The sequence below is a fragment of the Massilia sp. GER05 genome (assembly GCF_052056005.1).
Classification (GTDB): Bacteria; Pseudomonadota; Gammaproteobacteria; order Burkholderiales; family Burkholderiaceae_D; genus Telluria; species Telluria orientalis.
Map to the genome: position 1 here is coordinate 5,910,786 of NZ_CP178858.1, position 26,767 is coordinate 5,937,552.

The 26,767-nt window shown below is 66.6% G+C and carries 27 protein-coding genes; 13 read left to right on the plus strand and 14 right to left on the minus strand.

Going from position 1 to position 26,767, the window contains the following annotated elements:
- Nucleotides 1-5 precede the first annotated feature (5 nt).
- Nucleotides 6-2,921 carry a phosphoenolpyruvate carboxylase gene (gene ppc, locus ACL58G_RS26100; RefSeq protein ID WP_440963659.1) on the plus strand — a complete coding sequence of 972 codons (2,916 nt, stop codon included), beginning with the start codon at nt 6-8 and terminating at the stop codon, nt 2,919-2,921.
- 27 nt (nt 2,922-2,948) lie between these two features.
- On the opposite strand, the gene ACL58G_RS26105 is transcribed toward ppc, so the two are convergent.
- Entirely contained in the window at nt 2,949-3,860 is a 912-nt protein-coding gene (locus ACL58G_RS26105) for a LysR substrate-binding domain-containing protein (protein ID WP_440963660.1), read from the minus strand.
- Between the two features lie 183 nt (nt 3,861-4,043).
- Here ACL58G_RS26105 and ACL58G_RS26110 point away from each other — a divergent pair, with 183 nt between their 5' ends.
- Complete coding sequence (locus tag ACL58G_RS26110; RefSeq protein WP_440963661.1) at nt 4,044-5,045, plus strand: zinc-dependent alcohol dehydrogenase family protein; 1,002 nt, start codon at nt 4,044-4,046, stop codon at nt 5,043-5,045.
- A 25-nt stretch (nt 5,046-5,070) separates the two neighbouring features.
- Here the strand turns inward: ACL58G_RS26110 and ACL58G_RS26115 are convergent, their stop codons facing one another.
- The 4 genes from ACL58G_RS26115 to ACL58G_RS26130 all read right to left on the minus strand — a co-directional run bounded on the left by ACL58G_RS26115 (nt 5,071) and on the right by ACL58G_RS26130 (nt 8,321).
- Entirely contained in the window at nt 5,071-5,847 is a 777-nt protein-coding gene (locus ACL58G_RS26115) for a transporter (protein WP_440963662.1), read from the minus strand.
- Nucleotides 5,848-5,900: 53 nt separating this feature from the next.
- The gene (locus ACL58G_RS26120; protein WP_440963663.1) at nt 5,901-6,209 is read right to left on the minus strand and encodes a hypothetical protein; all 309 of its coding nucleotides are present in this window, start codon (nt 6,207-6,209) and stop codon (nt 5,901-5,903) included.
- An 11-nt stretch (nt 6,210-6,220) separates the two neighbouring features.
- Complete coding sequence (locus tag ACL58G_RS26125) at nt 6,221-6,997, minus strand: transporter (protein ID WP_413387585.1); 777 nt, start codon at nt 6,995-6,997, stop codon at nt 6,221-6,223.
- 157 nt (nt 6,998-7,154) lie between these two features.
- Entirely contained in the window at nt 7,155-8,321 is a 1,167-nt protein-coding gene (locus ACL58G_RS26130; protein ID WP_440968124.1) for an MFS transporter, read from the minus strand.
- A gap of 99 nt (nt 8,322-8,420) precedes the next feature.
- On the opposite strand from ACL58G_RS26130, the gene ACL58G_RS26135 reads away from it, so the two are divergent.
- Complete coding sequence (locus tag ACL58G_RS26135; RefSeq protein WP_413389083.1) at nt 8,421-8,921, plus strand: MarR family winged helix-turn-helix transcriptional regulator; 501 nt, start codon at nt 8,421-8,423, stop codon at nt 8,919-8,921.
- On the opposite strand, the gene ACL58G_RS26140 is transcribed toward ACL58G_RS26135, so the two are convergent.
- On the minus strand, nt 8,922-9,083 hold the full coding sequence (locus ACL58G_RS26140; protein WP_440963664.1) for a hypothetical protein: 162 nt from the start codon (nt 9,081-9,083) through the stop codon (nt 8,922-8,924).
- A 104-nt stretch (nt 9,084-9,187) separates the two neighbouring features.
- Here ACL58G_RS26140 and ACL58G_RS26145 point away from each other — a divergent pair, with 104 nt between their 5' ends.
- Together ACL58G_RS26145 and ACL58G_RS26150 are read left to right on the plus strand one after the other, a co-directional pair.
- Nucleotides 9,188-9,514, plus strand: a complete 327-nt coding sequence (locus ACL58G_RS26145) for a hypothetical protein (RefSeq protein WP_413387583.1) — start codon at nt 9,188-9,190, stop codon at nt 9,512-9,514.
- Nucleotides 9,475-9,729, plus strand: coding sequence for a LysR family transcriptional regulator substrate-binding protein (locus tag ACL58G_RS26150; RefSeq protein WP_440963665.1), 255 nt, complete (start codon nt 9,475-9,477; stop codon nt 9,727-9,729). Before ACL58G_RS26145 ends, ACL58G_RS26150 begins: the two co-directional genes overlap by 40 nt.
- A 53-nt stretch (nt 9,730-9,782) precedes the next feature.
- Here ACL58G_RS26150 and rpoD read toward each other — a convergent pair whose 3' ends face one another.
- A complete protein-coding gene (gene rpoD / locus ACL58G_RS26155) occupies nt 9,783-12,503 on the minus strand; it encodes an RNA polymerase sigma factor RpoD (RefSeq protein ID WP_440963666.1) in 2,721 nt (906 codons plus the stop codon).
- Between the two features lie 588 nt (nt 12,504-13,091).
- Here rpoD and ACL58G_RS26160 point away from each other — a divergent pair.
- The 7 genes from ACL58G_RS26160 (at nt 13,092) to ACL58G_RS26190 (ending at nt 18,079) form a co-directional block, all read left to right on the plus strand.
- Nucleotides 13,092-13,595, plus strand: coding sequence for a ProQ/FINO family protein (locus tag ACL58G_RS26160; RefSeq protein WP_413345500.1), 504 nt, complete (start codon nt 13,092-13,094; stop codon nt 13,593-13,595).
- A gap of 13 nt (nt 13,596-13,608) precedes the next feature.
- Nucleotides 13,609-14,286 (plus strand): 3'-5' exonuclease, encoded by a 678-nt coding sequence (locus ACL58G_RS26165; protein WP_413387580.1) that lies wholly within the window; start codon nt 13,609-13,611, stop codon nt 14,284-14,286.
- Nucleotides 14,287-14,288: 2 nt separating this feature from the next.
- Complete coding sequence (locus ACL58G_RS26170; RefSeq protein ID WP_413387579.1) at nt 14,289-14,666, plus strand: c-type cytochrome; 378 nt, start codon at nt 14,289-14,291, stop codon at nt 14,664-14,666.
- Between the two features lie 83 nt (nt 14,667-14,749).
- The gene (locus ACL58G_RS26175) at nt 14,750-15,478 is read left to right on the plus strand and encodes a c-type cytochrome (RefSeq protein ID WP_440963667.1); all 729 of its coding nucleotides are present in this window, start codon (nt 14,750-14,752) and stop codon (nt 15,476-15,478) included.
- Nucleotides 15,475-16,746 carry a cytochrome c gene (locus ACL58G_RS26180; RefSeq protein ID WP_440963668.1) on the plus strand — a complete coding sequence of 424 codons (1,272 nt, stop codon included), beginning with the start codon at nt 15,475-15,477 and terminating at the stop codon, nt 16,744-16,746. Before ACL58G_RS26175 ends, ACL58G_RS26180 begins: the two co-directional genes overlap by 4 nt.
- An 85-nt stretch (nt 16,747-16,831) precedes the next feature.
- Nucleotides 16,832-17,842, plus strand: a complete 1,011-nt coding sequence (locus ACL58G_RS26185) for a DUF3667 domain-containing protein (protein ID WP_440963669.1) — start codon at nt 16,832-16,834, stop codon at nt 17,840-17,842.
- Between the two features lie 21 nt (nt 17,843-17,863).
- On the plus strand, nt 17,864-18,079 hold the full coding sequence (locus tag ACL58G_RS26190) for a hypothetical protein (RefSeq protein ID WP_371769966.1): 216 nt from the start codon (nt 17,864-17,866) through the stop codon (nt 18,077-18,079).
- On the opposite strand, the gene ACL58G_RS26195 is transcribed toward ACL58G_RS26190, so the two are convergent.
- From ACL58G_RS26195 to ACL58G_RS26205, 3 genes are read right to left on the minus strand one after another with little or no spacing between them, the layout of a single operon-like run.
- On the minus strand, nt 18,069-18,605 hold the full coding sequence (locus tag ACL58G_RS26195; protein WP_440963670.1) for a DUF4865 family protein: 537 nt from the start codon (nt 18,603-18,605) through the stop codon (nt 18,069-18,071). The two genes, ACL58G_RS26190 and ACL58G_RS26195, sit on opposite strands and share 11 nt — an antisense overlap.
- Nucleotides 18,602-18,997 carry a tautomerase family protein gene (locus tag ACL58G_RS26200; RefSeq protein ID WP_440963671.1) on the minus strand — a complete coding sequence of 132 codons (396 nt, stop codon included), beginning with the start codon at nt 18,995-18,997 and terminating at the stop codon, nt 18,602-18,604. Before ACL58G_RS26200 ends, ACL58G_RS26195 begins: the two co-directional genes overlap by 4 nt.
- A 10-nt stretch (nt 18,998-19,007) precedes the next feature.
- Complete coding sequence (locus ACL58G_RS26205) at nt 19,008-19,319, minus strand: carboxymuconolactone decarboxylase family protein (protein ID WP_413338608.1); 312 nt, start codon at nt 19,317-19,319, stop codon at nt 19,008-19,010.
- A 102-nt stretch (nt 19,320-19,421) separates the two neighbouring features.
- Here ACL58G_RS26205 and ACL58G_RS26210 point away from each other — a divergent pair, with 102 nt between their 5' ends.
- Entirely contained in the window at nt 19,422-20,279 is an 858-nt protein-coding gene (locus ACL58G_RS26210) for a LysR substrate-binding domain-containing protein (protein WP_440963672.1), read from the plus strand.
- 3 nt (nt 20,280-20,282) lie between these two features.
- On the opposite strand, the gene ACL58G_RS26215 is transcribed toward ACL58G_RS26210, so the two are convergent.
- The 4 genes from ACL58G_RS26215 to ACL58G_RS26230 all read right to left on the minus strand — a co-directional run bounded on the left by ACL58G_RS26215 (nt 20,283) and on the right by ACL58G_RS26230 (nt 26,667).
- The gene (locus tag ACL58G_RS26215; RefSeq protein ID WP_440963673.1) at nt 20,283-22,412 is read right to left on the minus strand and encodes an ATP-binding protein; all 2,130 of its coding nucleotides are present in this window, start codon (nt 22,410-22,412) and stop codon (nt 20,283-20,285) included.
- Nucleotides 22,413-22,494: 82 nt separating this feature from the next.
- Nucleotides 22,495-24,213, minus strand: coding sequence for a hybrid sensor histidine kinase/response regulator (locus ACL58G_RS26220; protein WP_440963674.1), 1,719 nt, complete (start codon nt 24,211-24,213; stop codon nt 22,495-22,497).
- Between the two features lie 7 nt (nt 24,214-24,220).
- Nucleotides 24,221-25,393, minus strand: coding sequence for an FIST signal transduction protein (locus tag ACL58G_RS26225; protein ID WP_440963675.1), 1,173 nt, complete (start codon nt 25,391-25,393; stop codon nt 24,221-24,223).
- Between the two features lie 152 nt (nt 25,394-25,545).
- Nucleotides 25,546-26,667 carry a type IV pilus twitching motility protein PilT gene (locus tag ACL58G_RS26230; RefSeq protein ID WP_413389081.1) on the minus strand — a complete coding sequence of 374 codons (1,122 nt, stop codon included), beginning with the start codon at nt 26,665-26,667 and terminating at the stop codon, nt 25,546-25,548.
- Nucleotides 26,668-26,767 lie beyond the last annotated feature (100 nt).

The window sequence follows — 26,767 nt, forward strand, 5'->3', positions numbered from 1 at the left end:
CTAGCATGGGCCTACCCGCAGGCCATGGCAAACCGCCAGCGCGCCCCGCAGGACCTTTGGTAATACCGATTCGTTGTATCTGCAGTTTCAACAATTCAACCATGGTCGATATGGACAATCCCGCTGCACTCTCTCCCCAACCGCCCGGCAACGTCGACAAGGACGCGCCGCTGAAAGAAGACATCCGCCTGCTCGGCCGCCTCCTCGGCGACGTGCTGCGCGACCAGGAAGGCGAAGCCGTGTTCGACGTCGTCGAGACGATTCGCCAGACCGCCGTGCGCTTCCGTCGCGAAGACGACGAGCAAGCCGGCACCGAACTCAAGACGCTGCTGGCGAAACTGTCGCGCGAAGAGACGAACTCCGTCGTACGCGCCTTCTCGTACTTCTCGCACCTGGCCAACATCGCGGAAGACCAGCACCACATCCGCCGCCGCCGCGCCCACCTGCTGGCCGGTTCGAAGCCGCAACCGTCCAGCGTCGCCTACGCCCTCACCCGGTTGAAGGACGCCGGCGTCGCGCAGAGTGCGGTGGAGGCTTTTCTCCGCGAGGCCCTGATCGCGCCCGTGCTGACGGCGCACCCGACCGAAGTCCAGCGCAAGTCGACGCTCGACGCCGAACACGACATCGCCCGCCTGCTGGCCGAGCGCGACCTGCCGCTGACGCCGAAGGAACGCGCGCGCAACCTGCAACTGCTGCAGGCCCGCATCGCGACGTTGTGGCAGACCCGCATGCTGCGCTACGAAAAACTGACGGTGGCGGACGAGATCGAGAACGCCCTGTCCTACTACCGGACGACATTCCTGCGCGAGCTGCCGGCCGTGTACGACGACGTCGAGGAAGAGATCGCGGCGCAGTACGGCATGGCGGCCGCCGGCCTGGACGACGCGGCCTACATGCAGATGGGCAGCTGGATCGGCGGCGACCGCGACGGCAACCCGAACGTCAACGCCGCGACGATGCAGCGCGCGCTCGTGCGCCACTCGACGACCATCTTCGATTTCTATCTCGACGAAGTGCACGCGCTGGGCGCGGAGCTGTCGCCGTCCACGCTGCTCGTGTCCGCGAGCCCCGCGCTGCTGGCGCTGGCCGATGCGTCGCCCGACCACTCCCCGCACCGCAGCGACGAGCCGTACCGCCGCGCGCTGATCGGCGTCTACGCCCGCCTCGCGTCGACGGCGCGCGAACTGGGCGCCACCAACATCCTGCGCAAGGAAGTGGGCCATGCGGACGCGTACCGCGACGCATCCGAATTCCGCGCCGAGCTGCAGGTGCTCGTCGATTCGCTGAACGAAAACCACGGCGCGATCCTCGCGGTGCCGCGCCTGAACGGCCTCGTACGCGCCGCGCGCATCTTCGGCTTCCACCTCGCCTCGCTCGACATGCGCCAGAGCTCCGACGTGCACGAGAAAGTGCTGGCCGAGCTGTTCGCGCGCGCGGGCGTGGAAAGCGATTACGCCACGCTGTCCGAGGACGCGAAAGTCAGACTGCTGCTGGACGAACTGGCGCAGCCGCGCCTGCTGTACACGCCGTACGAAAGCTATTCGGACATCACGAATTCCGAACTGCAGATCCTGCGCACGGCGCGCGAGATCCGCAAGCGCTACGGCACGCGCGCGATCCGCAACTACATCATCTCGCACACGGAAGAAGTGTCCGACCTGCTGGAAGTCCTGCTGCTGCAAAAGGAAACGGGGCTCTTCCGCCCCAGCGAGAAGCAGAGCGACGCGATGGTGATCCCGCTGTTCGAGACCATCCCCGACCTGCAGCGCGCGGCCGAGATCATGGGCACGTGGATGGCGCTGCCTGTCGTATCGGACGTGATCGAGCGCCAGGGCCGCCTGCAGGAAGTCATGCTGGGCTATTCGGACTCGAACAAGGACGGCGGCTTCCTGACGTCGAACTGGGAGCTGTACCAGGCGGAGCTGAAGCTGGTGAAGGTGTTCGCGGACGCGAACGTCAAGCTGCGCCTGTTCCACGGCCGCGGCGGCACGGTGGGCCGCGGCGGCGGTCCGAGCTACGACGCGATCCTCGCGCAGCCGCCGGGCACCGTCAACGGCCAGATCCGCCTGACGGAACAGGGCGAGATCATCTCGTCGAAGTTCAGCAATCCGGAAATCGGCCGCCGCAACCTGGAACTGCTCGTCGCCGCGACCTTGGAAGCGGGCCTGATGCCGCACGACGCGGACCGCGAACAGATCGAACGCCTGGCGCGCTTCGAGCCCGTGATGGCCGAGCTGTCGCAGCGCGCCTACAAGGCGTACCGCGACCTCGTGTACGAGACGCCGGGCTTCACGGACTACTTCTTCGCCGCGACGCCGATCGCGGAAATCGCGGAACTGAACCTCGGTTCGCGCCCGGCGTCGCGCAAGTCGACGCGCCGCATCGAAGACCTGCGCGCGATCCCGTGGGGCTTCTCGTGGGGCCAGTGCCGGCTGCTGCTGCCGGGCTGGTTCGGCTTCGGCGCCGCCGTCTCCGGCTGGCTGGCGGAAGGCGACCGTGACCAGCGCCTGGCGCTGCTGCGCGAGATGGGGGAGCACTGGCCGTTCTTCGCGACGCTGCTGTCGAACATGGACATGGTGCTGGCCAAGACCGACCTCGCCATCGCGTCGCGCTACGCGGAACTGGTGCCGGACGCCGATCTGCGCGAGCGCATCTTCAAGCGCATCGCGGCCGAGTATGCGGAGACGCTGCATTGCCTCACGCTCGTCACGGGCACGGAGGAACGCCTCGTGAACAACCCGCTGCTGGCGCGCTCGATCCAGAACCGGTTTGCGTATCTCGATCCGTTGAATCACTTGCAGGTGGAGCTGATCCAGCGGCATCGCGCGCTGTCGGCCGAGGAGAAGGTCGACGAGCGGGTGCATCGCGGCATCCATCTCTCCATCAACGGCGTGGCGGCCGGGTTGCGCAACACGGGCTGACGGACCGCCCGCCCATCGTCCGGCGGTTCACCCCGAACCGCCGGGCTCCCGCCGCCTGAACGTCTCGCGCAGGAAGTCGACGAACGCCTTGACCTTCGCCGCGCGCAGGTGCTGCCGCTGGAACAGGACCGAGACGTCCGGCCCGGCGGCGGCGTAATCCGCCAGGACGGGAACGAGAACACCTCTTGCTATCTTGTCCTGCACGGACAACGACAAGACCTGGATGATGCCGCCCCCGGCCACCGCGGCCGCCACCAGCGTTTCGACGTGATCCGTGCCGAAGACACCGCGCGGCGCCAGCGGCGCGGGCTGTCCATCCCGTTCGAAGAACCACGGGCGGATGCGGCGCGATTTCGGATAAACGAAGTTCAGGCAGTCGAATGTCGTGAGATCGTCGGGCGACTGCGGCGTGCCGCGTCGTGCCAGATAATCCGGCGCGGCACAGCAGACATAACGCGTCGTCGCCAGGGTTTGTGCGACGAGGTGGGTATCGGGCAGGTCCCCGATCCGCACGAGGACGTCGATGCCCTCCTCGACCATGTCGACGAAGCGGTCGTTGGCCGTCATCCGGACCGTGATATCCGGATAGTCGCGGAAGAACAGCGGCAGCGCCGGCGCGACAATCAGGTCGCCAACGATGCCCGGCATGTCGACCCGCAGGACGCCGCTGGGCGTCGCATTCGACTGCCGCAGCGCGCTTTCGAGTTCATCCATGTCGCCCAGCAGCCGAACCGCGTTGTCGTAGCACTGGCGCCCCTCGTCGGTGAGGGACATGCGGCGCGTCGTGCGGTTCAGCAGCTTCACCCGAAAATGGCTCTCGAGCGACGCCACCTGGTTCGTCACCGAAGACGTGGAAATCCCCAGCCGGTCGGCCGCACGGCTGAACGCTCCAGCTTCCACGACGCAACAGAAGACTTTCAATGCATCCAGGCGGTCCATGCTTCCTCGTCCCGGTATGAGTGACAGGCGGGTATTGTAATAGTGGCAATCCGATTATCCACGAATCCGAAATTCTGCATTGGCGGCCGAGCCATTTTTCCGGCTGCGCATTTTTCCTACACTGGGTTCACTGGCGCTGCGATCGAAGCTGGTGCCAACCACAACCGCCCGAAAGGAAATATCATGAGCAACCCGACCACCATGCAAGCCGTTGTCCTGACCGCGTACAACGAACCCCTCGTGCTGCGCGACGTCGCCCGTCCGGTCGCCGGTCCCGGCCAGGTACTGGTCCGTGTCGCGGCGAGCGGCGTGAATCCGCTCGACACCAAGATCGTGGCCGGCAAGGCCGATCACGCACGCACCGTCCTGCCGGCGATCCTCGGCATCGACATGGCCGGCGTCGTGGAAGCCGTCGGCCCCGGCGTGGAAGGCTTCCGCCCCGGCGACGAGGTCTACGGCATGACGGGCGGCATCGCGGGCGTGCAAGGATCGCTGGCGCAATACGCCGCGGTCGATGCGGACCTGCTGGCACACAAACCGCGCAATATGTCGATGCGCGAAGCCGCGGCGCTGCCCCTCGTGTTCATCACGGCCTGGGAAGGCCTGGTGGATCGCGCCAAGGTCGGCGCGGGCATGAAAGTGCTGGTCCACGGCGGCGCGGGCGGCGTCGGCCACATCGCCGTGCAGATCGCCCGCGCTTTCGGCGCCGACGTGTATGCGACCGGCTCCGCAAGCCAGCGCGAGACCATCGAAGGATACGGCGCCACCGCGATCGACTACCGCACGCGCACCGTGGACGACTACGTGGCGCAGTACACGGACGGCGCAGGCTTCGACATCGTCTTCGACACGGTCGGCGGTGCCACCCTCGACGCCTCGTTCCGCGCCGCCCGCCTGTACGGGGGCCACGTCGTCAGCGCCCTCGGCTGGGGCACCCATGCGCTGGCGCCGCTGTCCTTCCGGGCCGCGACGTACTCGGGCGTCTTCACGCTGCTGCCCCTCATCAGCGGCAAGCGTCGCGCCGCGCACGGCGCCATCATGCGCGAAGCCAGCCGGCTGGTGGAAGCCGGCAAGGTCCATATTCGCATCGACCCGACCGAGTACACGCTCGCCAACGTGGCCGACGCGCATCGCGCCATCGCCGACGGCACGGCCGCCGGCAAGCTGGTCGTGTCGGTGGCCTGAGCAGGGGGACACGTCGCGTCCGGGATCAGCGCCGCACCGAGATCCCGAACGCGAGGCTGAGCCCCGGCGTCTGGCGATTCACTCCATGCACGACCATCGCGTCGATCTGGCAATCCCTGTTCACCAGCCACGCCACGCCCGTGTCCACGATCGCCTGCGTCCCGTGCCCGATCTGCGGCGCGGCCACTTCCGCGAAACCGTGCAGCCGCTCGCTGAACGCCTTCCCGACCGACGCCGCGAACACGCCGTACGTAACGTCGCTATCGCGCGCCATGCCCGGCATCACGCCCAGCGACCAGTCGTGCCCGAGATCCCACTCCACCGGCAGCTCGACCGCGGGCCGGAACCCGCTGCCGCGCAGCGCCGCACTGCCCGTGGGCAGCGCCACCTCGGCGATCATCCCGACGGATGGCCGCATGCCGTCCTGGTCGGCGACGTGCCACTTCACACCGGCGGACAGATCGGCCCAGCCCGCACTGACCGTGTGCGCGCCGGACGCGGGGTCGCTCGCGTGCTCGATCGTGCGCCCGTCCGTCTCCACGCGCAGTTCGAGCGCGTCGGCCACGCCGATGCGCAGCAGGGTCGGCGTCGTGAGCGTGCGCACGTGCGCGTCAAGGTCGCGCTGGCGGTCCCATTGCACGCCCGTCTCGAGCTGGACGCGGTGGCTGCCCACCACCTGGCTCGAGTTGGCGATGTTGGGACGGTCGGGGTTGATGGTGTCGTCGTCCGCATGGGCGGCCGGGACGGACAGGACGCCTGCCAGCAGGCAGGCCAGGGAAGCGGAGCGGATCGAAGTTTGCATACCGACAGTATGCCAAGGCCGGGCCGGCGCGGCCCAACCTGTCTACATCGTAATCATTGCAGGGCCAGGCGCGCGGCGTGGCCGCCGGCGGCGCGGGTGTCGTCCGACCCGGCTTCGATGCGTCCGGACAGCGTCTCCATGCTTTTTTCGAGTACGTGGAAGCGCTCCATGAACGCCGGATACGCGGCGCGCGCGGCGGCCCGGAGGGCGTCATGCGCCTGGTCGGCCTGCACCTGGTGGCGGATGGCGCTGCCGTTGCCGGTGATGGCGTCCATGGCGCCGTCGAGCGGTCCGACGGCCAGTTCGCCGATGCCGCCGGCCATCACGACGAAGACGATGGCGGTGACGTTCCAGGCCAGCATGGGATTCTCCTTCAGCGGCGCACCGACAGGCCCAGGCCGATGCCCAGGTCCGGCGTGCGGCGGTTCAGGCCGCGGCTCACCGCGGCGTCCAGTTGGATGTCGTTCGTGACCAGCCAGGTCACGCCGGCGTCGAAGACCGCCTGCGTACCGCCGCGGTTGGCGCGGGCGATCCGCGGCGCGGCCAGTTCGACGAAGCCGTGCAGGCGTTCCGTGATGTCGCGGCCGACCGTGGCGGCGAGGATGCCGTAGCCGCGGCGGGCGCCACGCTCGTCGTTGTCGGTCCCGACGCCGGGCATGATGCCGATTTCGACGCCATTCGCCAGCTCCCACTCGGCGGCGACACGCAGCGACGGGCGCACGCCGGCGCCCCGCAACGCCTTGCTGCCGCTGGGCAGGTCCGCGTGCAGCAGCCAGCCCAGCGACGGGGTGGCGCCATCCTGGCCGGCCGTGTGCCATTTGATGCCGACGGACGTGTCGGCGTAACCGGTCATCGTCGCGCCGCCCGCGTGCTCGATGGTGCGGCCGTCCGTTTCGAAGCGCAGTTCCATCGTCTCGCCGAGGCCGATGCGCAGCAGGGTCGGCATGGTCAGCGTGTGTACCGTGGCGCCGCCGGCGCGGTCGCGCTCCCACTGCAGGCTCGTTTCCAGCTGCAGGCGGCCTTTGCCGACGACCTGGCTCGATTCGACGACGTCGGGACGGTCGGAGGTCATCGTGTCGTCAGCGCCGGCCGATGCGGCGAGCGGCAGGCCGCAGACGGCGGCTAACAAAAGGGAAGAAAAGCGATCCATGCGGATATTCGGAACAGTCGATGTGCCCAGTATCCGCAAGCTGGCTCAGCAATACCAAACGGACTGTGAATTTCTCGATAGAACCATTTTTCGTTTGATAACTTGTGTCGGGGCGGCACAACACAGCTTGCCGGACCGCCATGTCGAACGCCGTGCATCAGCCCTGGAAAGAAATGCGATGACCAGGGCGCAATGGAATGGCGATGAGCGCCAGCACGAGGCACAGCGCGGCCATCAACCACCATGCGGGTGCTAGATTCGAGAGATGCTCGCGCAGCAGTCCGGCAACGAGCGGCAGGATCGCCGCAAGCAGGTAGCCGCCGCCCTGGACGAAACCCACGATGGCACCGGCATCCGCCGGGTTATCGCCATGGTCCATCGCGACGATGAGCGACAGGGGGAACAGGGCACCGATGCCGAACCCGGCCAGCAGTGCCGCCGGCCATGCGAGCGCGGCCGGGGCGACGGAAAAGCCGAGCATCCCCGCGAGGAGCGCGCCGATCGCCAGGAGCAGCACCACGCGCCGGTCGGGCGTCCGCCCGACCACGGCGGACACGGCGATCCCTGCCGCCACTTCCGCGCAGGTCAGGGCGCCGAGCAACGCCCCCGCCGCTTCCGGCGACCAGCCGAGCTGGGTGTAAAACGGCGGCAACCACGCCAGTACCAGGGTATAGGCACCGGTGCCCAGGCCGAAAAAACCCAGCAGGAGCCAGCCGCGCGGCTTCCGGTGGACCGGGCGCCGTGCCGTGGGCACAGGAAGTACGTCGGGTCGCGACGTGGCCAGGCACCAGGCCGCCAGTCCCACCAGGGCGGGAAACACCCATACGCCCAGGGCTGCGGTCCAGTCCATGCCTTGCGCCAGCCATGGACTGGCTGCGCTGGAGATCATCGCCCCGCCCATGATTGCCGTCGAATAAATCCCCATCACCGTTGCCGTGTGCCCTCCCGCGCGGTGCCGGATCACCATCGGCATCAAAGCCTGGACCAGCGCGATACCGATGCCGCCTGCGATCGCCGTCGCGAGTAACGCCGTGGGGCCGCTCCACACCCAGCGTCCAAGGCAGGCCAGCACGACGAGCAGCACGCCGGACGCGATGCCCCGGCGCGCGCCGAATACGGCTTGCAGACGGGACGCGCCCAGCATGCACACGCCCATCAATGCGACCGGAAGCGTGGTCAGCAGGCTGGCCCCGGTATCGCCCAGCCCCGTCTCGCGCTGGATCACGTCGAGCAGGGGTCCGATCGTCGCCATCGTGGGACGAAGATTGATTCCAACGAGCACTACCGCTGCCGGAAATGCAAATGCGCCGCGTGGTTTTACCATGATGAATTCCTGGAAGCGTTTGGCGCTTGGCTGCGCCATCGGCATTCCATATAATTTGACGTGAAGATATTTTATCTCTACATCAAGATACTTGCAAACATGGACAGAGCGCAGAAAGCAGCGGAACAATGGGCGCGCGAACGCCCGGATCTCGACGTGGGACCCATGATCCTGTTGGGACGACTGGGCGAAGCGGGCGTGGTGATCATGCGCGACCACCTCAATCCGCTATTCGCGCGCTTCGGCTTGCAGCCGGGCGAATTCGACGTGCTGGCAACGCTGAGGCGCAGCGGACCGCCCTTTGCGCTGACGCCGACCGACCTCTACGAAGCGGCCATGATCTCGTCGGGCAGCATGACGAACCGCATCGATCGGCTGGAAAAGGCCGGGCTCGTGCAACGGCAGCCCAATCCAAGGGATGGCCGGGGCACCCTGGTGGCGCTCTCCGCCGCGGGACTTGCCCTCATCGACGAGGCTGTTGCCGAGCATGTCGCCAACCAGCAGGCGATCGTCAGCGGGTTGACGGACAAGGAGCAGGCGCAACTTTCAACGCTCCTGGCCAAGCTCCTCGCCTCGACCAGCGGCAAGGCGCCAGGCTGATCACGTCGCGGCTTCGGCACGCAACGACGCCAGCACGGCGGGCCGCGCGCCAATCCGCCCCACATAGGCCTGCAACGCGGGCCAGTGGCCGAGATCGATGGCAAAGAACCTGCACCAGCCCAGCATGGTGAACAGGTATCGGGGGGCGTAGTACAGCTTCATGGAGCTACTCGGAACGTTGGACACAGTCGAGCAGCATCCTCGTGGCCCATTAGTCCGTTAAATTAACGCTTGATTTTCCACGTATTGCTGAGCTACTGATTCCCATGATGAACCTCTTGCATTGGCGCCTGCTGGTCGCCATGGCCGATGCCAGCCAGGCCATCGCGCAACTGGAAGCGTCGCTGGGATTCAAGGTGTTCACGCGCGAGCGGCGGCACATCGGCATCACGGCGCTGGGCGAGCAGGTCGTGGAGCAGGCCCGTGCACTGGTGGCACTGGTAGGCACGAACGAGGAAGTGGAAGCGTGGCTGGCCGCCGGCACGGTGGAGTTGCGCGTGGTGCTGAATCCCGCCCCGGGACGGGCGGCTGCGCCATGCACGGCCGGAGTCTCGTGGAACAGGCGGGCCTGCGCCTGCCCGACATCCGCGTGACCGTGCGCGACTGGGCCAGCGCCTGCATGCTGGTGCGCGAAGGCATGGGCGTCGCCCTCGTGCCCGAATCGACGTTGCCTGAAGACCGGCGCGGCCTACGCGTCATGCAGCTGACGCCGCCTGTTCACCGCGAATTCGGCCTGGTCTGCTCCGAGACCGGGAAGGCGTCCCGCCCGGTGCAGGCTTTCCTCACAGGACTTCTACCCGCGCAATGAAAAAGCCGCGCGGCCCGGACGGGCGGCGCGGCTGTTCGGGACTCGCGTAACGCTTACTGGTTCTGCAGGAACGTCTTGAGCTTGTCCGAGCGCGACGGCTGGCGCAGCTTGCTCATCGCCTTCGCTTCGATCTGGCGGATACGCTCGCGGGTCACGTCGAACTGCTTGCCCACTTCTTCCAGCGTGTGGTCGTTCGACATCTCGACGCCGTAGCGCATGCGCAGCACCTTCGCTTCGCGCGGGGTCAGCGAGTCCAGCACTTCCTTGATCACGTTGCGCATCGACGCGTGCATCGCGGCGTCCAGCGGCGCCAGGGTCGCGTTGTCTTCGATGAAGTCGCCCAGCTGCGAATCGCCGTCCTCGCCCATCGGGGTTTCCATCGAGATCGGCTCCTTCGCGATCTTCATGATCTCGCGGACCTTCGATTCCGGCATCTCCATCTTCGTCGCCAGCGTGGCCATGTCCGGCTCGGTGCCCGTTTCCTGCATGATCTGGCGCGAGATGCGGTTCATCTTGTTGATCGTCTCGATCATGTGCACCGGCACGCGGATCGTGCGGGCCATGTCGGCGATCGAACGCGTGATCGCCTGGCGGATCCACCACGTCGCGTACGTCGAGAATTTATAGCCGCGACGGTACTCGAACTTGTCGACTGCCTTCAGCAGGCCGATGTTGCCTTCCTGGATCAGGTCGAGGAACTGCAGGCCGCGGTTGATGTACTTCTTCGCGATCGAGATCACGAGACGCAGGTTGGCCACGGTCATTTCGCGCTTTGCCGTGCGGGCGCGCTTTTCGCCGGCCGCCATCTGGCGGTTGATGGTGCGCAGGTCCGCCAGCGGCAGCGCCACGCGCGCCTGCAAGTCGATCATGCGCTGCTGCAGTTCCAGGATCGCCGGGGCGTTGCGCTTCAACACGGCGCTGTACGGATACGCGCAATCGACTTCGCGCTGCACCCATTCCAGGTCCGTCTCGTTGCCCGGGAAGACCTTGATGAAGTGGGCGCGCGGCATGCCGCAGCGGTTCACGCAGATGTCCAGCACGGCGCGTTCGATCGAGCGCACCTCGTCCATCTGGTGGCGCAGCGTGTCGCACAGCTTTTCCACGACTTTCGCCGTGAAGCGGATGCCCAGCAGTTCCGACGAGATCACTTCCTGCGCGGCGGTGTAGGCCGGCGAGCCATAGCCCTGCGTCTTGAACGCGTGACCCATCTTGTCGAACTGCTTCTCGATGAGGGAGAACTTCTCCAGCGCGCCCTTCTTCAGCGCGGCCAGCTGTTCGGCCGAGTAGCCCGCCGCGGCGCTGCCGCCGGCACCGCCGTCGTCTTCCTCTTCCTCGACGTCGTCGTCTTCCTCGTCCTCGTCCTCGTCGCTCGCGCCGGTCACCGGCGCGGTGGCGGGGGCGCCTTCGTTGTGGTCGATCAGGCCGTCCACGACGTCATCGATCTTCAGCTCGTCCTTGGCGATCTTGTGCGACAGCGCGATGATCTCGGAAATCGTCACCGGGCACGCGGAGATCGCCTGCACCATGTCCTTCAGGCCATCCTCGATGCGCTTGGCGATGGCGATCTCGCCTTCGCGCGTCAGCAGCGACACGGCGCCCATCTCGCGCATGTACATGCGGACCGGATCGGTCGTGCGGCCGAAGTCGGAGTCGACGGTCGACAACGCGGTCGCGGCGGCCGCTTCCACTTCGTCTTCGGAGGTCGGCGTGACGACGGCGTCCGACAGCAGCATCATTTCCGCTTCCGGCGCGCGCTCGTAGACGGCGATGCCCATGTCGTTGAACGTCGCGATGATGCCTTCGATCGCTTCCGGATCGATGATGTTTTCCGGCAGCTGGTCGTTGATTTCCGCGTGGGTCAGGTAGCCGCGCTCCTTGCCCATGTTGATCAGGTTCTTCAGCTGCTGGCGGCGCTTTTCCAGTTCCTCGGCCGAAAAGCCTTCCGCGGCGCCGAACAGGTTGGCACTGCCCTTGGCCTTGCGCTCACGCAGTTTCGACGCGGCCTTCAGCTCGGCGCGCTCGACGGCGTTCAGCGCCGCGATCTCGTCGTTCTCCGGCACGAATTCGCTCGGCTTGCGGCCGCGGCGGCCCGGCACCTTCACTTGCGGCAGCAGGTAGCCGGACGTGTCGATCGCGGCCAGCGCGGCGGCGTCCGTCGTCGTGCTGACGGTGCCGGTCGGCTGCGCGGACGTCGTCGCGGCGGACGGCTCGATGCGGCGCGCCGTGCGGGTGCGCACGACGCGGGCGGCCGGCTCGGCGGCGGGCGCGGCCACGGCCGGCGCCTGCGGCGCGGCGGCGACCGGTTCCGGAACGGCGGCGGCGGCAGGCGCGGTGTCGGCTTTCAGCGCGGCCAGGCGCGAGATGCGCTTCTTGACGATCACCGGCGGCGCGGCGGGCGCGGTCGGCGTCGGGATCACGTCGTCCGTCTCATCGAAGGCCACGGCGGCGACGGGCGCGACGACGGGCTCGGCAGCCTCTGCGACAGGCTCGGCAACGTCTTCCGATGCCTGCACGTCGGCAGCGACGGCCTCGGCCTGCGCTTCGTCCGCGGCGGCGGCGTCGTCGAACTGTTCCGGTTGCAGACGCGGCGCTTCCTCGGCCTGCACTGCCTTCAGCGACGCCAGGCGCGAACGCGTCTTCACCACCGTCACCTTGGCTGCCGCTTCCGTTTCGAGGAAATACGAGGTCGCGGTCTTCGGCACCGACAGCTGGGCCGTGCTCTTGGCCGGCGCTTTCTTCGCTGTCAGTGTCAGGGTCTTGGCGGTGTTTTTCATAGTCTTTCTCCAGTCGAGGCGTGGCGCGGTGCCTGCGAAGTCAATAACCCACCTGGTCCGCTTGGCGGTCCTTGTGGGCGGGGATGAGGGGAAGGCCCTAGCTAGGGGCGGAAAGCCCGATATCAAGCACTCCTGCCGCTGCCCGGCGGGCGCCCCGGGCAGCCGGGATGGGCTGCGGCGCGCGTGCACAGTGGGTTCAAGCGGAACGGAACGTGGTCGAAATCGCGGGTTAACATGTCGGAACGAAAAAAAGCCCGTCAGACAACGGGCTTGAATCTATTTTCCAGAGAAGAAATAGAGGAGACGGAGGCATTATGCCTTAAGGAAATTTTTAGCGATAATTGAAATATCCGATATGGGATATCACTCAGACGCATATTTCCTTTTCCTCTTCCTGACCCTGGCTGCGTCGGCGCAAACCGTGCGCAAGGAAAGGGGCGGATCATACACGATTTCTTGCCCGCGCGCCGCTGTACATGCGTGAAATCGCAGTCGTCGACTCAATAAAACGATACGTTACATGGCTGAGCGGCACGCGCGCGGCGCGGCCATGCTATCCTTCCGCTTCCCGTTCTTACCATGAAGTCAATGAATACGATGAGTCCTGTCGCCGAGCTCCCCGAGGCCACCGAAAACGCCACCCCCGCCACGCCCGACGCGCCTGCGAATGACGCGCCGGCTGCGGCCCCGGAAGCCGCCCAGTCGCCCCGCGCCCTGCTCAAGCAGCTGCAACAAGAGTTCAAGGCCTTCCGCGACTGCCTGCCGCTGGCGATCGGCATCGACAAGCAGGTGCTGGCCCGCCTGCCCGGCCTGAACCGCAAGACCATGCGCGCCGCGCTCGGCATCCACACGGGCTCGATGCGCTACCTGCGCGCAATGGAAAAAGCCACCGTGCGCTACGACCTGGACGGCAATCCGGGCGCCGAAGTGACCGATACGCACCGCCAGCACGCCAAGGAACTCCTGCAGGAACGCTTCAAGAAAGAAGCCGAGCGCAAGAAGGCCGAGCGCGACGCCGCCGCCCAGGTGGAGGCCGACCGCAAGCGCCAGGAAAAGCTGCAGCAGCTGGCCTCCAAGTTCGCGAAACGCTGATCCGGCAGCACGGATGAGCGAGGCCGAGGACGCCCTCCCCCCTTACGAAGGCATCACCCTGGCCGACGTGCGTCTCGTACGCACGCGCCAGGATGCGGACGGCGCGCTGTCCGCGCTGCTGGCATCCGACGTCATCGGCTTCGACACCGAATCCAAGCCCACGTTCCAGAAGGGCGAGCAATCGACGGGGCCGCACCTCGTCCAGCTCGCTACCGACCAGCACGCCTATCTGTTCCAGATCGGCGTGCTCAAGCCGCGCGCGCCGGACGCGACTCCCGAGCTGCCGCCCGGCGTCGACGTGTTGCGCGCCGTGCTGGAATCGCCTGCCATCCTGAAAGTCGGCTTCGGCCTCGGCGACGACCTGCGCCGCCTACGCGCCAAGCTGGGCATCGAAACGTGCAACGTGCTCGACCTGTCCACGGCCCTGCGCCGCGGCGAGCGCAATGCGCTGGGCGCGAAGACGGCCGTCGCGCGCTTCTTCGGCAAGCGCCTGCAGAAATCGCGCAAGATCACGACGACCAACTGGGCCCTGCCGCGCCTGTCCGACAAGCAGATCCTGTACGCGGCCGACGACGCCCACGTCGCCCTGCGCATCTACCGCCACTGGCGCGCGAATCCGCCGCCGCCGTTGCCGCCGAAGCCCATCGCCGGCGGGCCGCGGCGCGCCGCGCAGCCCAAGCCGCGCACCTGAGCATGCGTGTCATCGTCGTCCGGCCGCTGTTGGCGGCCCTCTTGCTGGCCGGCTGCTCGCGCCACGAGGGTCCGGTCGACGGCGCCACAGTCTTCAAACCATGCGCGTCCTGCCACCAGATCGGCCCGAACGCGCGCGGCGGTTTTGGTCCGCAGCTCAACGGCCTGTTCGGCCGCCGCGCCGGCAGCACGCCCGATTTCAAATACTCGGATGCAATGATAGCGTCGGGCATCGTGTGGGACGAACGCACGCTGGCCGCGTACCTGCGCGATCCGGACAAGATGGTACCGGGCACGAAGATGCGCTTCTGGGGCATCCACGACGAGCAAGAGATGGCCGCGCTGCTGGCTTACCTGCGCACGTTCCAGGACGCGCGCTAGTTAGCTTTCTCAAAAGATTGCGTGAAGTTCAAGTCGACGCGGTATCATGCCGCTTGTACTTTCTCGTCGACCACAGGAACGTCATGCATTTGCGCCCTGCCCCGCTGTTGCCATTGCTATTGCTGGCAAGCTTGCACGCGGCGCCGGCACGGGCCCGGCAAGCCGTGCCGGACACGCTGGAACGCCGCGTGGCCGCGTGCACGTCGTGCCACGGCAGCCAGTCCGCGCCGGCGCCGCAGCCGTCGGCGGGTCCGAACTACTACCCGCGCATCGCCGGCAAGCCGGCCGGCTACCTGTATAACCAGTTGCAGAACTTCCGCGCGGGGCGCCGCCAGTACCCGTTGATGACCTACATGGTCGAGCACATGTCCGACGATTACCTGCGCGAGATCGCGACATGGTTCTCGACGCAGCACGTGCCCGCGCCCGTGCTGGCGCGCTCCAGCCTGCCGGCGGGCCAGCTCGAGCGGGGGCACGAACTCGTCACGCGCGGCGACGCCACGTTGAAGGTGCCGGCCTGCATCGCATGCCACGGCCAGCGCCTGACGGGCGCCCTGCCCGCCATCCCGGGCCTGCTCGGCCTGCCGCGCGACTACATCAACGCCCAGTTCGGCGCCTGGCGCAACGGCACCCGCCGCGCCCACGCGCCCGACTGCATGGCGACGATCGCCGGGCGCCTGTCGCTGGCGGACGTGGCCGCGATCTCGGGGTGGCTCGCGAGCGAACCGGTGCCGGACGATGCCACGCCCGCGCCCGACGTGCCACACCCGATGCCGCTGGCGTGCGGGAGCGAGCCGGAGCGGCGGCCATGAAGCGCATCGTCATCCTGGTCCTCATCGTGGCGGCGCTGGCCGCCCTGTTCGTCGCGTGGCCGCGCGCCGAATTCATCCCGTCGCGCTCGCAGGCAGCGTGGGCGGCGACACAAGCCAACATCGCCCGCGGCGCCTATCTCGCCCGCGCGGGCGACTGCATGGCGTGCCACACCGCGCGCGGCGGCACGCCGTACGCGGGCGGACGCGCGCTGGCCACGCCGTTCGGCACCGTCTACGCCCCGAACATCACGCCGGACGCGCAGACGGGCATCGGCGCCTGGACCGCGGACGATTTCTGGAATGCCCTGCACAACGGCATCGGAACAGGCGGCCGCTTGCTGTATCCGGCCTTCCCGTACCCGAACACGACGAAGGTCACGCGCGACGACGCCGACGCCCTGTACGCGTACTTGCGCAGCCTCGCGCCCGTCAACCAGCCGAATCGTCCACATGCATTGCGCTTCCCGTACGACCGGCAGATCGTGCTGGCCGGCTGGCGCCTGCTGTATTTCAAGCCGGGCGTGTACGCGCCGCAGCCAGCGAAAGGCGCCGAGTGGAACCGGGGCGCCTACCTCGTCGAGGGCCTGGGCCATTGCGGCGCCTGCCACAGCCCGCGCAACGGTCTCGGTGCGACGGGCGCCCGGCTGTCCGGCGGCCACATTCCGATCGTCGGCTGGTACGCGCCCGCGCTGGACGCCGACAACGAGGCAGGCCTCGGCAACTGGGACCGGGCGCACATCGTCCAGCTGCTGCGCACGGGCGTCGCGCCGCGCGGTGCCGTGTTCGGGCCGATGGCGGAAGTCGTGGGACAAAGCCTGCAATACCTGACGGACGCGGATGCGGGGGCATTGGCGACGTACCTGAAATCGCTGCCGGCCGATCCGGCGCCGCGGCGGCCAATCACGCCGCCGCCCGAGGAGATCATGAAGGCGGGCAGGAAGCTGTACGAACACCACTGCGCCGACTGCCACGGCGCCGACGGCCGCGGCACGAGCGTCGCCGGCCATCCCGCGTATCCGCCGCTGGCCGGCAATGGCGCGCTGACGATGATCGATCCGGTGAACGCCATCCGCGTCGTGCTGAACGGCGGCTTCCCGCCCACGACCGCGGGGAATCCGCGGCCGTTCGGCATGCCGCCGTACAGTCCCCTGCTGGACGACGCGGAGGTGGCGGCCGTCGTGACCTATGTGAGGAATAGCTGGGGCAATGCGGCACCTGCCGTCACGCCGCCGGAAGTCAACCGGTGGCGGGCGGTGCCGCTGGATTGAGCCGCGACCGCGTGAGAATTCACGCATTTTGCATCGGTATCGGTCGTGTAACCTTGCGGGGATATTGCCCGAGGAGTCAGACCGTTTGAAACCCAGCCTTGAAATCGCGCATCACCACGCAGCGGAACACAAAGCGCCACGCTGCTGTCCCAACTGCCAGGCCAGCGCACGGGATCATTTTTGTTCCCTGTGCGGCGAGACACTCACCGTCCACTCGCCGACGGCGGGGGAGTTCATTCATGAGTTCATCGGTCATTACGTGGCGCTGGAAGGCAGGTTATGGCGTACGCTGCGCCTGCTAATGACCAGGCCGGGGCAGTTGACGGTGGATTTCCTGCGCGGACGGCGCGTGCCCTACATCGACCCTTTACGCCTGTATCTGACGCTGAGTCTGGTGATGTTCGGGCTGATCAAACTGTATGGCGTCGACCTTCCCCAGGTCACGTTCGACGACCGGTCGTTCGGCGCCTCCTACAGCCACGCGATGCCCGGTCTGGCGAGGAACGACGGTACATTCCCTGTCGCGACACTGTCCATCAAAGGCGAATCGGACAGTGGGGCACACACGGTGGGGCAAGCGCTCATGACTCTCGGCAGTGTCGACCGGACCTGGGCAAAGAACGCCCAGCGCTTCATGGCTGCCGCGCCGGAAGAACAGGCTGACATCGTCAACCACGGTTTCCTGGCCAACCTGCCCTACATGTTGATCGGCGCGCTTCCGCTGTTCGCCTGTTATCTCAAGCTGATCTGGTGGCGCTCGCGCCGCCACTACGGCGAGCACCTCGTCTTCGCCCTGCACACCACGACGTTTGCATTCGTGCTCGCCAGCGTGATGATCGTAATACCGGGCAATCTGGGCTGGCTGATCGCCTGCGTGGCGCAAGGGAACTTCGCCCTCGTATCGGCCTGGGATATTGTGCAGTTGCTGCCCGTCGCGTGGATCGTGGCCTATGTGCCCGCCGCGATGCATACTGTCTACGGCGGCGGCAGATGGGCCGCCGTTGGGCGATCCCTCGTGCTGATGACGGTGCATGTCATGGTGATTTGCGGCCTCGTCGTCGGGGCCGAGATCATTGCGGTCCTCCGGCACGGATAACCCCATCACAAGGAGAACGATATGCCGAACTATCGCGTCTGGTACCGCAACAACGAGGAACCGCTGGAATTCACCACGCCCGGCCGCATCAGCGAAGCGGAGATGCTCGACCAGGTCCTCGCGCACGAAGGCATCGAGCCCACGGGCCCGACGACCGTGCAGGCGCTCATCGCCAGCCACGGCCTGGCGCCCGTGCGCTACACCGAAGACGAAAGCGAGATGAACGTCATCGGCTAGCCGCGGACACGTGGCCGACCGCATAGACCAGCGTCGCGGCGTCGGCCACCGGCTCGCTGTCCCACAGGCGGAAGCGCACCAGCGTCCACGTTCCCGGCTCGTAGCCGACGACCACCGCGAGCGCGCCGCCGCCGTCGGCCGTCTCTTCCCCGCGCAACGCTTCCAGGTCGGCGCCGGGCGGAATCGTCCGCCGCTCGACGGACGCGAAGCGCGCGCGCTCGAAGCCCGGCGCACATCGTGCCTGCCACACGAGCCACGTCGCCACCGACGGCCGGCCGAACGCCTGCGCCACGCCCGCGAATCCGGGGCCGTTCAGGAACGCGTGCATCCCGTCGACCGTGTTCCACACGTAGAACGGCGCGTACGCATTGTCCTGCGCCGGCCCCGACTTGCGCGCGCTGAGATAGGCCTTGAACAGGAGCCCCGGAAAACCGTCCATCAGGTGGCCCTTGTCCGCGATGCGCCGGTCGATGATCGCCATGTCGTAGTCGGCCGGCAGCGCAAAGCGGTACTGCATCGCGATCATGGTTTCTGCTCCGCCAGCGGCGCCGCGATGCCGTTGCTGAACGACCAGTCGGCGTAGTCCGTCGTCTGGACGATGACCATCAGGTCCTCCGGCCGCAGCCCGGGAGCCTCGGCCAGCAGGTCGGCAAGGCGCTTGTAAAACGCCTGCTTGGTGTCCGCGTCGCGCGGCTTGCCGCCGGTGACGCAGACGAGGATGAAATCGTCGCTGCGCGGCCCGCCGAGGTAATCGCGGTCGAAAACCAGTTCCTCGGGGTCGTGCTGGTGGATGGCCTGGAAGCGGTCCGCGACAGGGATGCGGAAGGCGTCGACCAGGGCCCGGTGCACGGCGTCGGACACGGCATGCAGGTACTCGCGCGGCTTGCCGCGGCGCAGGGAGATGCGGACGAATGGCATGGCGGCCTCCTCACTTCGGATCGCCGAGCAGGCGCGCGGCGGTGGCGGCCGCGGGCCAGCCGGCGTAGAAGGCCAGGTGCGTCACGACTTCTTCCAGCTCCTGCCGGGTGACGCCGTTGTCGAGCGCGGTCTGCAGGTGGAACGGCAGCTGACCGTCGCGGCACAGCGCGACCAGGCAGGCGACCGTCACGAGGCTGCGGTCCCGTTTGCTCAGTGCGTCCCGCTCCCACACTTCGCCGAACAGCACGCGGTCCGAAAGATCGGCCAGCGGCGGCACATTGCCGAGGGCACGCTGGCCCTGGCCTTTCAACGTGGTCGTCATCGTCTTGGCTCCTTGAATGGTTGACACGGCCATCGTAACGCCGTCAAACTATTCTGAAAATCGAATATATTTGAATCAACCATTCAATAAAACGGGACAATCATGCGGCGAACGAATTTCGACATGGACGCGCTGCGCAGCTTTTGCGAAGGCGTGGACCTCGGCAGTTTCGCGAAGGCGGCCGACAGGCTCGGGAGGTCGACGTCGGCCATCAGCATGCAGATGAAGAAGCTGGAAGGACAGGCCGGCACGGACCTGCTGCGCAAGTCGGGGCGCGGCCTGGAGCTGACCCCGGCCGGCGAAACGCTGCTCGGTTACGCGCGCCGCATCCTCGACCTGAACGACGAGGCGCGCACGGCACTGGCCGGCCTGGAGCTCGCAGGCACGGTCAGGCTGGGACTGCAGGAAGATTTCGGCGAACGCCTGCTGCCCAACGTGCTCGGCCGCTTCATGCGCAGCCATCCGGACTTGCAGATCGAAGCCGTCATCGCACGCAACAGCGAACTCGTCGCGCAGCTGCAGGCCGGGAAGATCGACCTCGCCCTCGCGTGGCACACGGGCCTCGACTTGCCGTACGCGGACTTGCTGGGCGAGTATCCGATGCGCTGGGTGGGCGCGGCCGCGCACGACCCCGTCGTCGAACCGGTGCGGCTCGTCGTGCTGCAGGCGCCCTGCCTCATGCGCAAGGCGGCGACGGACGCGCTCGACCGGGCCGGCATCGCCTGGCGCATCGTCTACACGAGCCCCAGCCTGGCGGGCATCTGGGCTGCGGTCGCGGCGGGGCTCGGCGTGACGGTGCGGACCAGCCTGGGGTTACCCGGAGACGTGCGCGTGCTCGATGGCTTGCCGGCGTTGCCCGGCATCCGGCTCGCGCTGTACAGCGGGGCCGCGACGCCCACGCCGGCCTGCGCGCGCATGCGGACGCTGATCAGGGAACACGTCGTGGCGGCGCCGGGCTAGCGGCTATGGCAGCCGCCACGACCGAAGTGTCGAGAGAACCGTCAACAGCTCGGCCGGTTCGACGGGTTTGGCGACGTGCATTTGAAAACCGCTCGTCAGCGCCCGCATGCGATCCTGGACGCGCGCATAGGCGGTCAACGCCACGGCCGGTACGCCGGGCAGGTTGCGCTCCTTTTCGCGCCGCCTTACCTCCGCGATGAACGCATGACCATCCATGCCGGGCATGCCGATATCGCTCACGATCAGGTCCGGGCGCATGCCGTCCCAGAGAATCAATGCCTCTTCCGCGTTCGATGCGGTCTCGACCACGGCATGCGCGCTCGACAGGACGGATGCGAGCATGTTGCGCGCATCGTGATCGTCCTCGACGAGGAGCACGACCACGCCCGATAGCCCGAACTCATCCGTATTCAGCGGCACCCGGTCGGATTGGACCGAGAGCTCTTGTTCGGTGGCCGCCGAACGCGTGGCCAGGGGTGCGATGGGCAGGCTCACGGTGAACGACGCCCCCTTGCCGAGGCCATCGCTATGGGCGCTTACCTGTCCCCCGTGCAGTTCGACCAGTTTCTTGACGATGGCCAGTCCGAGTCCCAGGCCGCCATGCTTGCGGCTCGACGACGAGTCCACCTGCGTGAAGCTGTCGAATACGCGCGGCAGGTATTCCGCCGGGATGCCTGCGCCGTTATCCGTCACGACGATGTGTACACTGGACTCGTGACGTTGCAGGGCGAGGTGCACGCGACCGTGCTTGGGCGTGAACTTGATCGCGTTGGAGACCAGGTTCCAGACGATCTGCTGCAGCCGCTCGGGATCGCCCGAGATCGGACCGGCCAGCGGATCGATCACCAACTGCAATGCCACCGACTTGGCCATCGCCGCCGGGCGCAGCGCCTCGATCGCCGCCTCCACGGAGGCCTGCGGCGAAAACAGCCGGACATTCAGGCGCAGCTTGCCGCTCACGATACGCGAGATGTCCAGCAAGTCCTCGACAATCTGGGCTTGCGCACGGGCATTGCGTTCGATCGTCTCGATCGCACGCTGGGTCATCGCACTGTCGAGGCGGCCCGACGTCAGCATTTGCGACCACCCGAGAATGGAGGTGAGCGGCGTGCGCAATTCGTGCGATACCGTCGCGAGAAACTGGTCCTTTGCTTCACTGGCGCGCGAGGCCGCTTCGTAGAGGCCCTGCTTCTCCTGGGCTTCCTGCTGCGCCCGACGCTGGGCGAACACGGCCTCCTGGTAGAGCGACGCCTTGTTCAAGCCGATGGCCGCCTGCGCGGCGAGTGTTTCCACGATCCGCTCGTGCTCTTCCTTGAAGACGCACGTCTCCTCATGCCCGAAGAACAGCCCGCCGATCACGTCGCCGGTGCCGAGCTTGACGGGAACGGCCAGGTAGGAACGTACCGGAAGGTGTCCCGGCGGCATGCCATGATGGGGCGACATTTTGCCGTAACGGGGATCGAGGCGGATGTCGTCGCTGCGGATCGTGCCTTCGCCGCGAAACGTCGGGCCGAAGACTGGGGTATTGCGGGGCAGCGGGAATCTGGAGAAGCGTTCCTTGGGTACGCCGGAGATGGTGTACAGGGTGTAGGACTCCCCCTCTTCGTTCCGTACGTTGTAGAAGAACGCGCCGAACTGCGCACCGGTCAGCCTGGTCGCGGTATCGGTCACCGCCTGCACGATTTTCTCGTGGTCGAGTTCTTGCAGGATCAGCAGGCCGATCTGGTACAGCGCCTCGCGCTCGTTCTCCTGTTTGCGGGCGGCGCTGGCATCCTGGACTTCGATGACGGTACCCACCACCTCGCCCTTCCGCCGGATCGGGCTGGCGGTGAATCTTACGGCGTAATGATGCCCGTCCTTGTGAACGAAGGTTTCTTCGCCCTGCTCCTGCATATTTGCGGGCGCGGCGCGATCGATCGGGCACGCTTCCAGCGGATAAGGTGTTCCATCGGGTTTCGTGTGATGGACAAAGTCATGCAGAGGTGCCCCCTGGACCTCGGCAAGCGTATATCCCGTCAAGTGTTCGGCCGCCGGATTCATGTAGACGCAATGCTGGCGGTTGTCCATGACGAACAGTGCAACCGTCGCGTTGTTACACAGATCTTCCAAGTCCACTAAGCGCTGGCTTTCCACTGGCTGCCGTACCCCAAAAAAAATAGTGCCGGGATTTTACATGGCGTACAGATCCATTGGCGCGCGCGTCGGTACGCAGCCATTATTGCAACTTGAGGAGGTCTCGAGGACGGTCTCCGGCGCGTCCCGGCGCGCTGTCCGCCCCGTTCGCGAGCAGGCGCAACAACGCCGTGATATCGACCGGTTTGGTGAGGTGATGGTCGAAGCCCGCAGCGATCGAACGTTCGCGGTCCGCCGCCTGGCCGTAGCCTGTCAACGCGATCAACGTGGCCTGTGCCGTCTGCGGCAATGCGCGAAACCGTTGCGCCAGCTGGTAGCCGTCGATATCGGGCAAGCCGATATCCAGCAGGAGCACGTCCGGCGCAGCCGCTTCCACCAGCGCCAGCCCGCGGCGTCCCTCGTAGGCGACATGCACCTGATGCCCGATCGAGCCCAGGTACATGGACAGCATGTCGGCCGCGTCGGCATTGTCGTCGACAATCAGGATGTTCAGCGGTCGGCCTGGCGCCGTATCGCCATGCCGCGGCATGTCCGGGACGGATGTCGCCTGCGCCCGCGGCAGCCAAACGGTAAATTCGCTGCCGGCGCCAGGTCCTCTGCTCGCCGCGCTGATGCATCCCCCGTGCCGCTCGACCAGGCTTTTCACGAGTGCCAGCCCAATCCCCAATCCGCCCTGGGCGCGATCGAACGAACGTTCGCCCTGGACGAACAGATCGAAGACATGAGGCAGCAGCGCGGCATCGATACCGATGCCGTTATCCCGCACGACCAGTTGCACCGTGCCCGCATCCGCGCTCAGTTCAAGCTCGATGCGGCCCCCTTCCGGTGTGTACCTGGCGGCGTTGTTGAGCAAATTCGTGACGATCTGCACCAGCCGGGTGCCGTCGCCGTGCACGTACGCGGCTGGCGTCGGCACCGACAGTGCCAGATGGTGACGGCGCGCGTCGATGAGAGGCCGCGCCTGTTCGACCGCATCGCGCACGATGGTCACGATGTCGTGCAGTCCCTCCGCCAGCACCACGAGGCCGCGCGTGACGCGCGAGACATCGAGCAGGTCGTCGAGCAGTTTGGTCATGTGTCCGATCTGGCGGTCGATGATCTCGCAGGTCTGCTTCACCCGATCGGGCGTGACGTGCCCGAGCCTCAGGATCCTGGCCGCCATGCCGATCGGCGCGAGCGGATTGCGCAGCTCGTGCGCCAGCATCGCCAGGAACTCGTCCTTGCGGCGGTCGGCATCGCGCAGCTTTGTCTCCGCCTCGCGCCGGAACACCAGTTCGTCTTCGATGCGCTGGTAGGCCGACTGCAGTTCGCGCCGGCTGACGTCGAGGGCCGTATTGAGTTCGTTGGCACGGCGGTGGCTTTCACGTGCGGCGGCGGCGAGCCCCACGGCGGCGATTTCAGCCCGTTCGCCGGCCAGCTTCGCACCCAGCAGGGGCAGCAGGGCGACAATGGCAGCACGGGTCGGCGCGGCAGGCTCCGCCCCAAGGAACACGACGATGACGTTGCCGTCCGAATCGCACTGCCCCCATGCCGGCGCGTCCGTATCGGATCCGGCCCACGGCAGGGCCGCCTCCGCGCTGCCGACGTCCGCACAACGGCGCAGGAACGCCTGCCAGCGTCCACCGGCACGCAACGTCTGGGGCAATCCGGGCGCAGGCAGGAATATCCCGACTTCCGCGTCCCTTCCAAACAATAGAACCTGTGCGACGCCGGCATAGCGTGCAAGGTTGGTCGTCCCGACAAGTCTCGTCCCGGCGTTCTGCAGCTCGCCAAAGATGGACACCAGCTCGAACGGGATCATCGCATGCTCAGCGCGGGATCGCACATACGACGGCAGTACAGTTGTGGAATCCGCTAAATTGTCCGGTGCTCCGGGCGATCTGGCCATACGTGTTACAACCGGCGAAATTTTCCGACCCGAGCGCCTCGCCCACGGCTTTCAGTTCGTCGTCGAATCCACGCCCGAGGCGCAGCCGGGTGGCGGCGCAATCGAACAGCAGCGAGCCGGCGTGTTCGCCCCCATCCAGACCCGCCAGCGCCGCCTGGGCCGCCTCGCGCGCCGCGTCGCAAGCAGAGGCGGCGTCCGCGACCATGATGTGCACGGTGGCCCCGACCGGCACCTCGGCGGCACAGGAAATCGAGCCGTCGTCATCGAGCGCAAGCGGCACGCGCAGCTTGTAGCCGTCGCCGGTGTCGATGCCGATCACGTTATGAAGGAAGAACGGGAGCGGATCGGCACGGTTGAACGTCTGGCCCGTGGCCTGGGCATGCTCTTCGAACGCTTCCACCGCGGACGTGGCGTTCAGGCTGACCAGGCGGGTGCCTTGCGCTTCGGTGACGCGCAGCGGGGGGCTGCCCGGTCGCCAGCCATGACGAACGCCGAGACCGATGGGCTTCTTCGACAGCATTTCAAGTACGACGATCGCATCGGTATGGGCTTCCGTCCCGATGAAAACATGCGTCTGCCTGAACCTGGCATCATCGGCCGCCCCGCCGCCGAACAGCTGGTAGGTGCCGCCGGTACGCAGCATCATCTCGTGGATGATCTCGTCGACATAGCCTGCCAGCGCATCGGTCAACACGAGCGCGCTGCGATACGGGAAATCGGGATGGTCGCTGCCGGTAAACACGGGCATGACCTGTTCGAGGGCGCCGCTGAAGTCTTGACGGAGTCCCGTGCCCAGTCCGGCTCGAAACAGGATCTCGTCCGTGCGGATGGCCATCACGGACACGGAACCGTCCCCCGTGGCGCAGCCGGAAAACTCGCCCGCCGACGAGCAGCCGACAAGCACGTGCGGCCGGCAGGCAGCCTCGAGTGCGGCCAGTAGCGGATGGTAATCGATTTCGGGAGATGCGAAGACGATCAGCACGTCGGGGCGGCCGCCGTCCAGTTTTTCAAGGAGAGAATCGGCCAGCACGCGGCTTGCCGTTTCCGGCGAGCATAGGAGAGTATGGCTGACCGCCACTTTGGTATATGCCATGGGTGATCGATACAGTGGGTAAACGCTGAGGAATGACTGGAGAGTTACCGAACAGCTCAACAAACTTTGGCTGTCTGCATACAATAGTGTAATCAGGAAAACCGTGCAAAGTTTGTCCGTGCGGCAACAATTCCAGTCGACTCAGCGCCCCGTCACACCATCTCGGCAAACCCGATCCGGTCCGTGGTCGCCGCGCGCGCCTCGTCCACGCCGACCACGTGCGCGGCCAGCAGCGCTTCCAGCACGCTGTTCATCGTGTGGCAGCCCGGCCCGCGCCCCGCGTTCATGTGCGCGCGGATGGCGCCCAGGTCACCCTCTTCGATCATCGCCGCGACGGCCGGATCGATGGTCAGGCATTCCGTGGCCAGGTGGTAGCGGTTGCCCTGCTTCGAGGGCAGCAGCGCCTGGCACAGCACGCCGCGCAGCGCGTGCGCGAGGGCCTGGCTTTGCGCCTCGGAATTGCCCAGCAGGCGCAGCATCTTCTGCAGGCCCAGTTCCGTCGAGCGCGCGTGCAAGGTCGCCAGCACGAGCGGGCCGGATTCGGCCAGCGCCAGCGCTTCCTGCGCGGTCTGCGCATCGCGGATCTCGCCGATGACGATCACGTCCGGACGCTCGCGCAGTGCGTCCAGCGCACCGAGGTAATAGCTTTCGACGTCGCCATCGACGCCCACCTCGCGCTGCGTGATGATGCATTTACGCTGCGGGATCAGGGTCTCGACCGGATCCTCGATGGTGATGATGTGGCCCGAGCGCTGCCGGTTGATCTCGTCGAGGATGGAAGCGATCGTGGTCGACTTGCCCTGGCACGTGTCGCCGATGATCAGCACGAGGCCACTGGTCAGGCGCGCGAATTCGCGCTCGTCCGCGTGCAGGCCGAGCGTGTCCAGCGCCAGCGGCTCCTTCGGGAAGCGGCGGATCACGCAGCCCAGGCGCTTCTTGCCCTGGAAGCTGAAGCAGTTGGCGCGGATACGGGCCGTGTGCAGGTCGATCGAGCGGTCGAAGGCACGGTCGGCGATGCGCTCGGCCCAGTTCGGTTCGATGACGTCGAAGAACTCTTCCAGCTCTTCCTTGGTGATGGGCGAGTCCGTCACCGCGACGAGGCCCTTCGGCTGCCGGAGCATCAGCGGACTGTTCTGGTGGATGATGATGTCGGAAAACACCAGCTTCGAATTCAGCAGGTGCAATATCTGCTCGACCAGGGTGCCGAACACCGGATGGTCTTCGTTTTCGATATACGACAAGGTGGGGATCTGCGAGGACTGGTGGTATTCCATCATGCGTCGAATGGCAAACGGGCCCGGATGAGCGATCCATTCATTATAAAACCGGCATCCTGTCAAAATTCCAATTGGAAAGATATTTTTTCTGGCACCA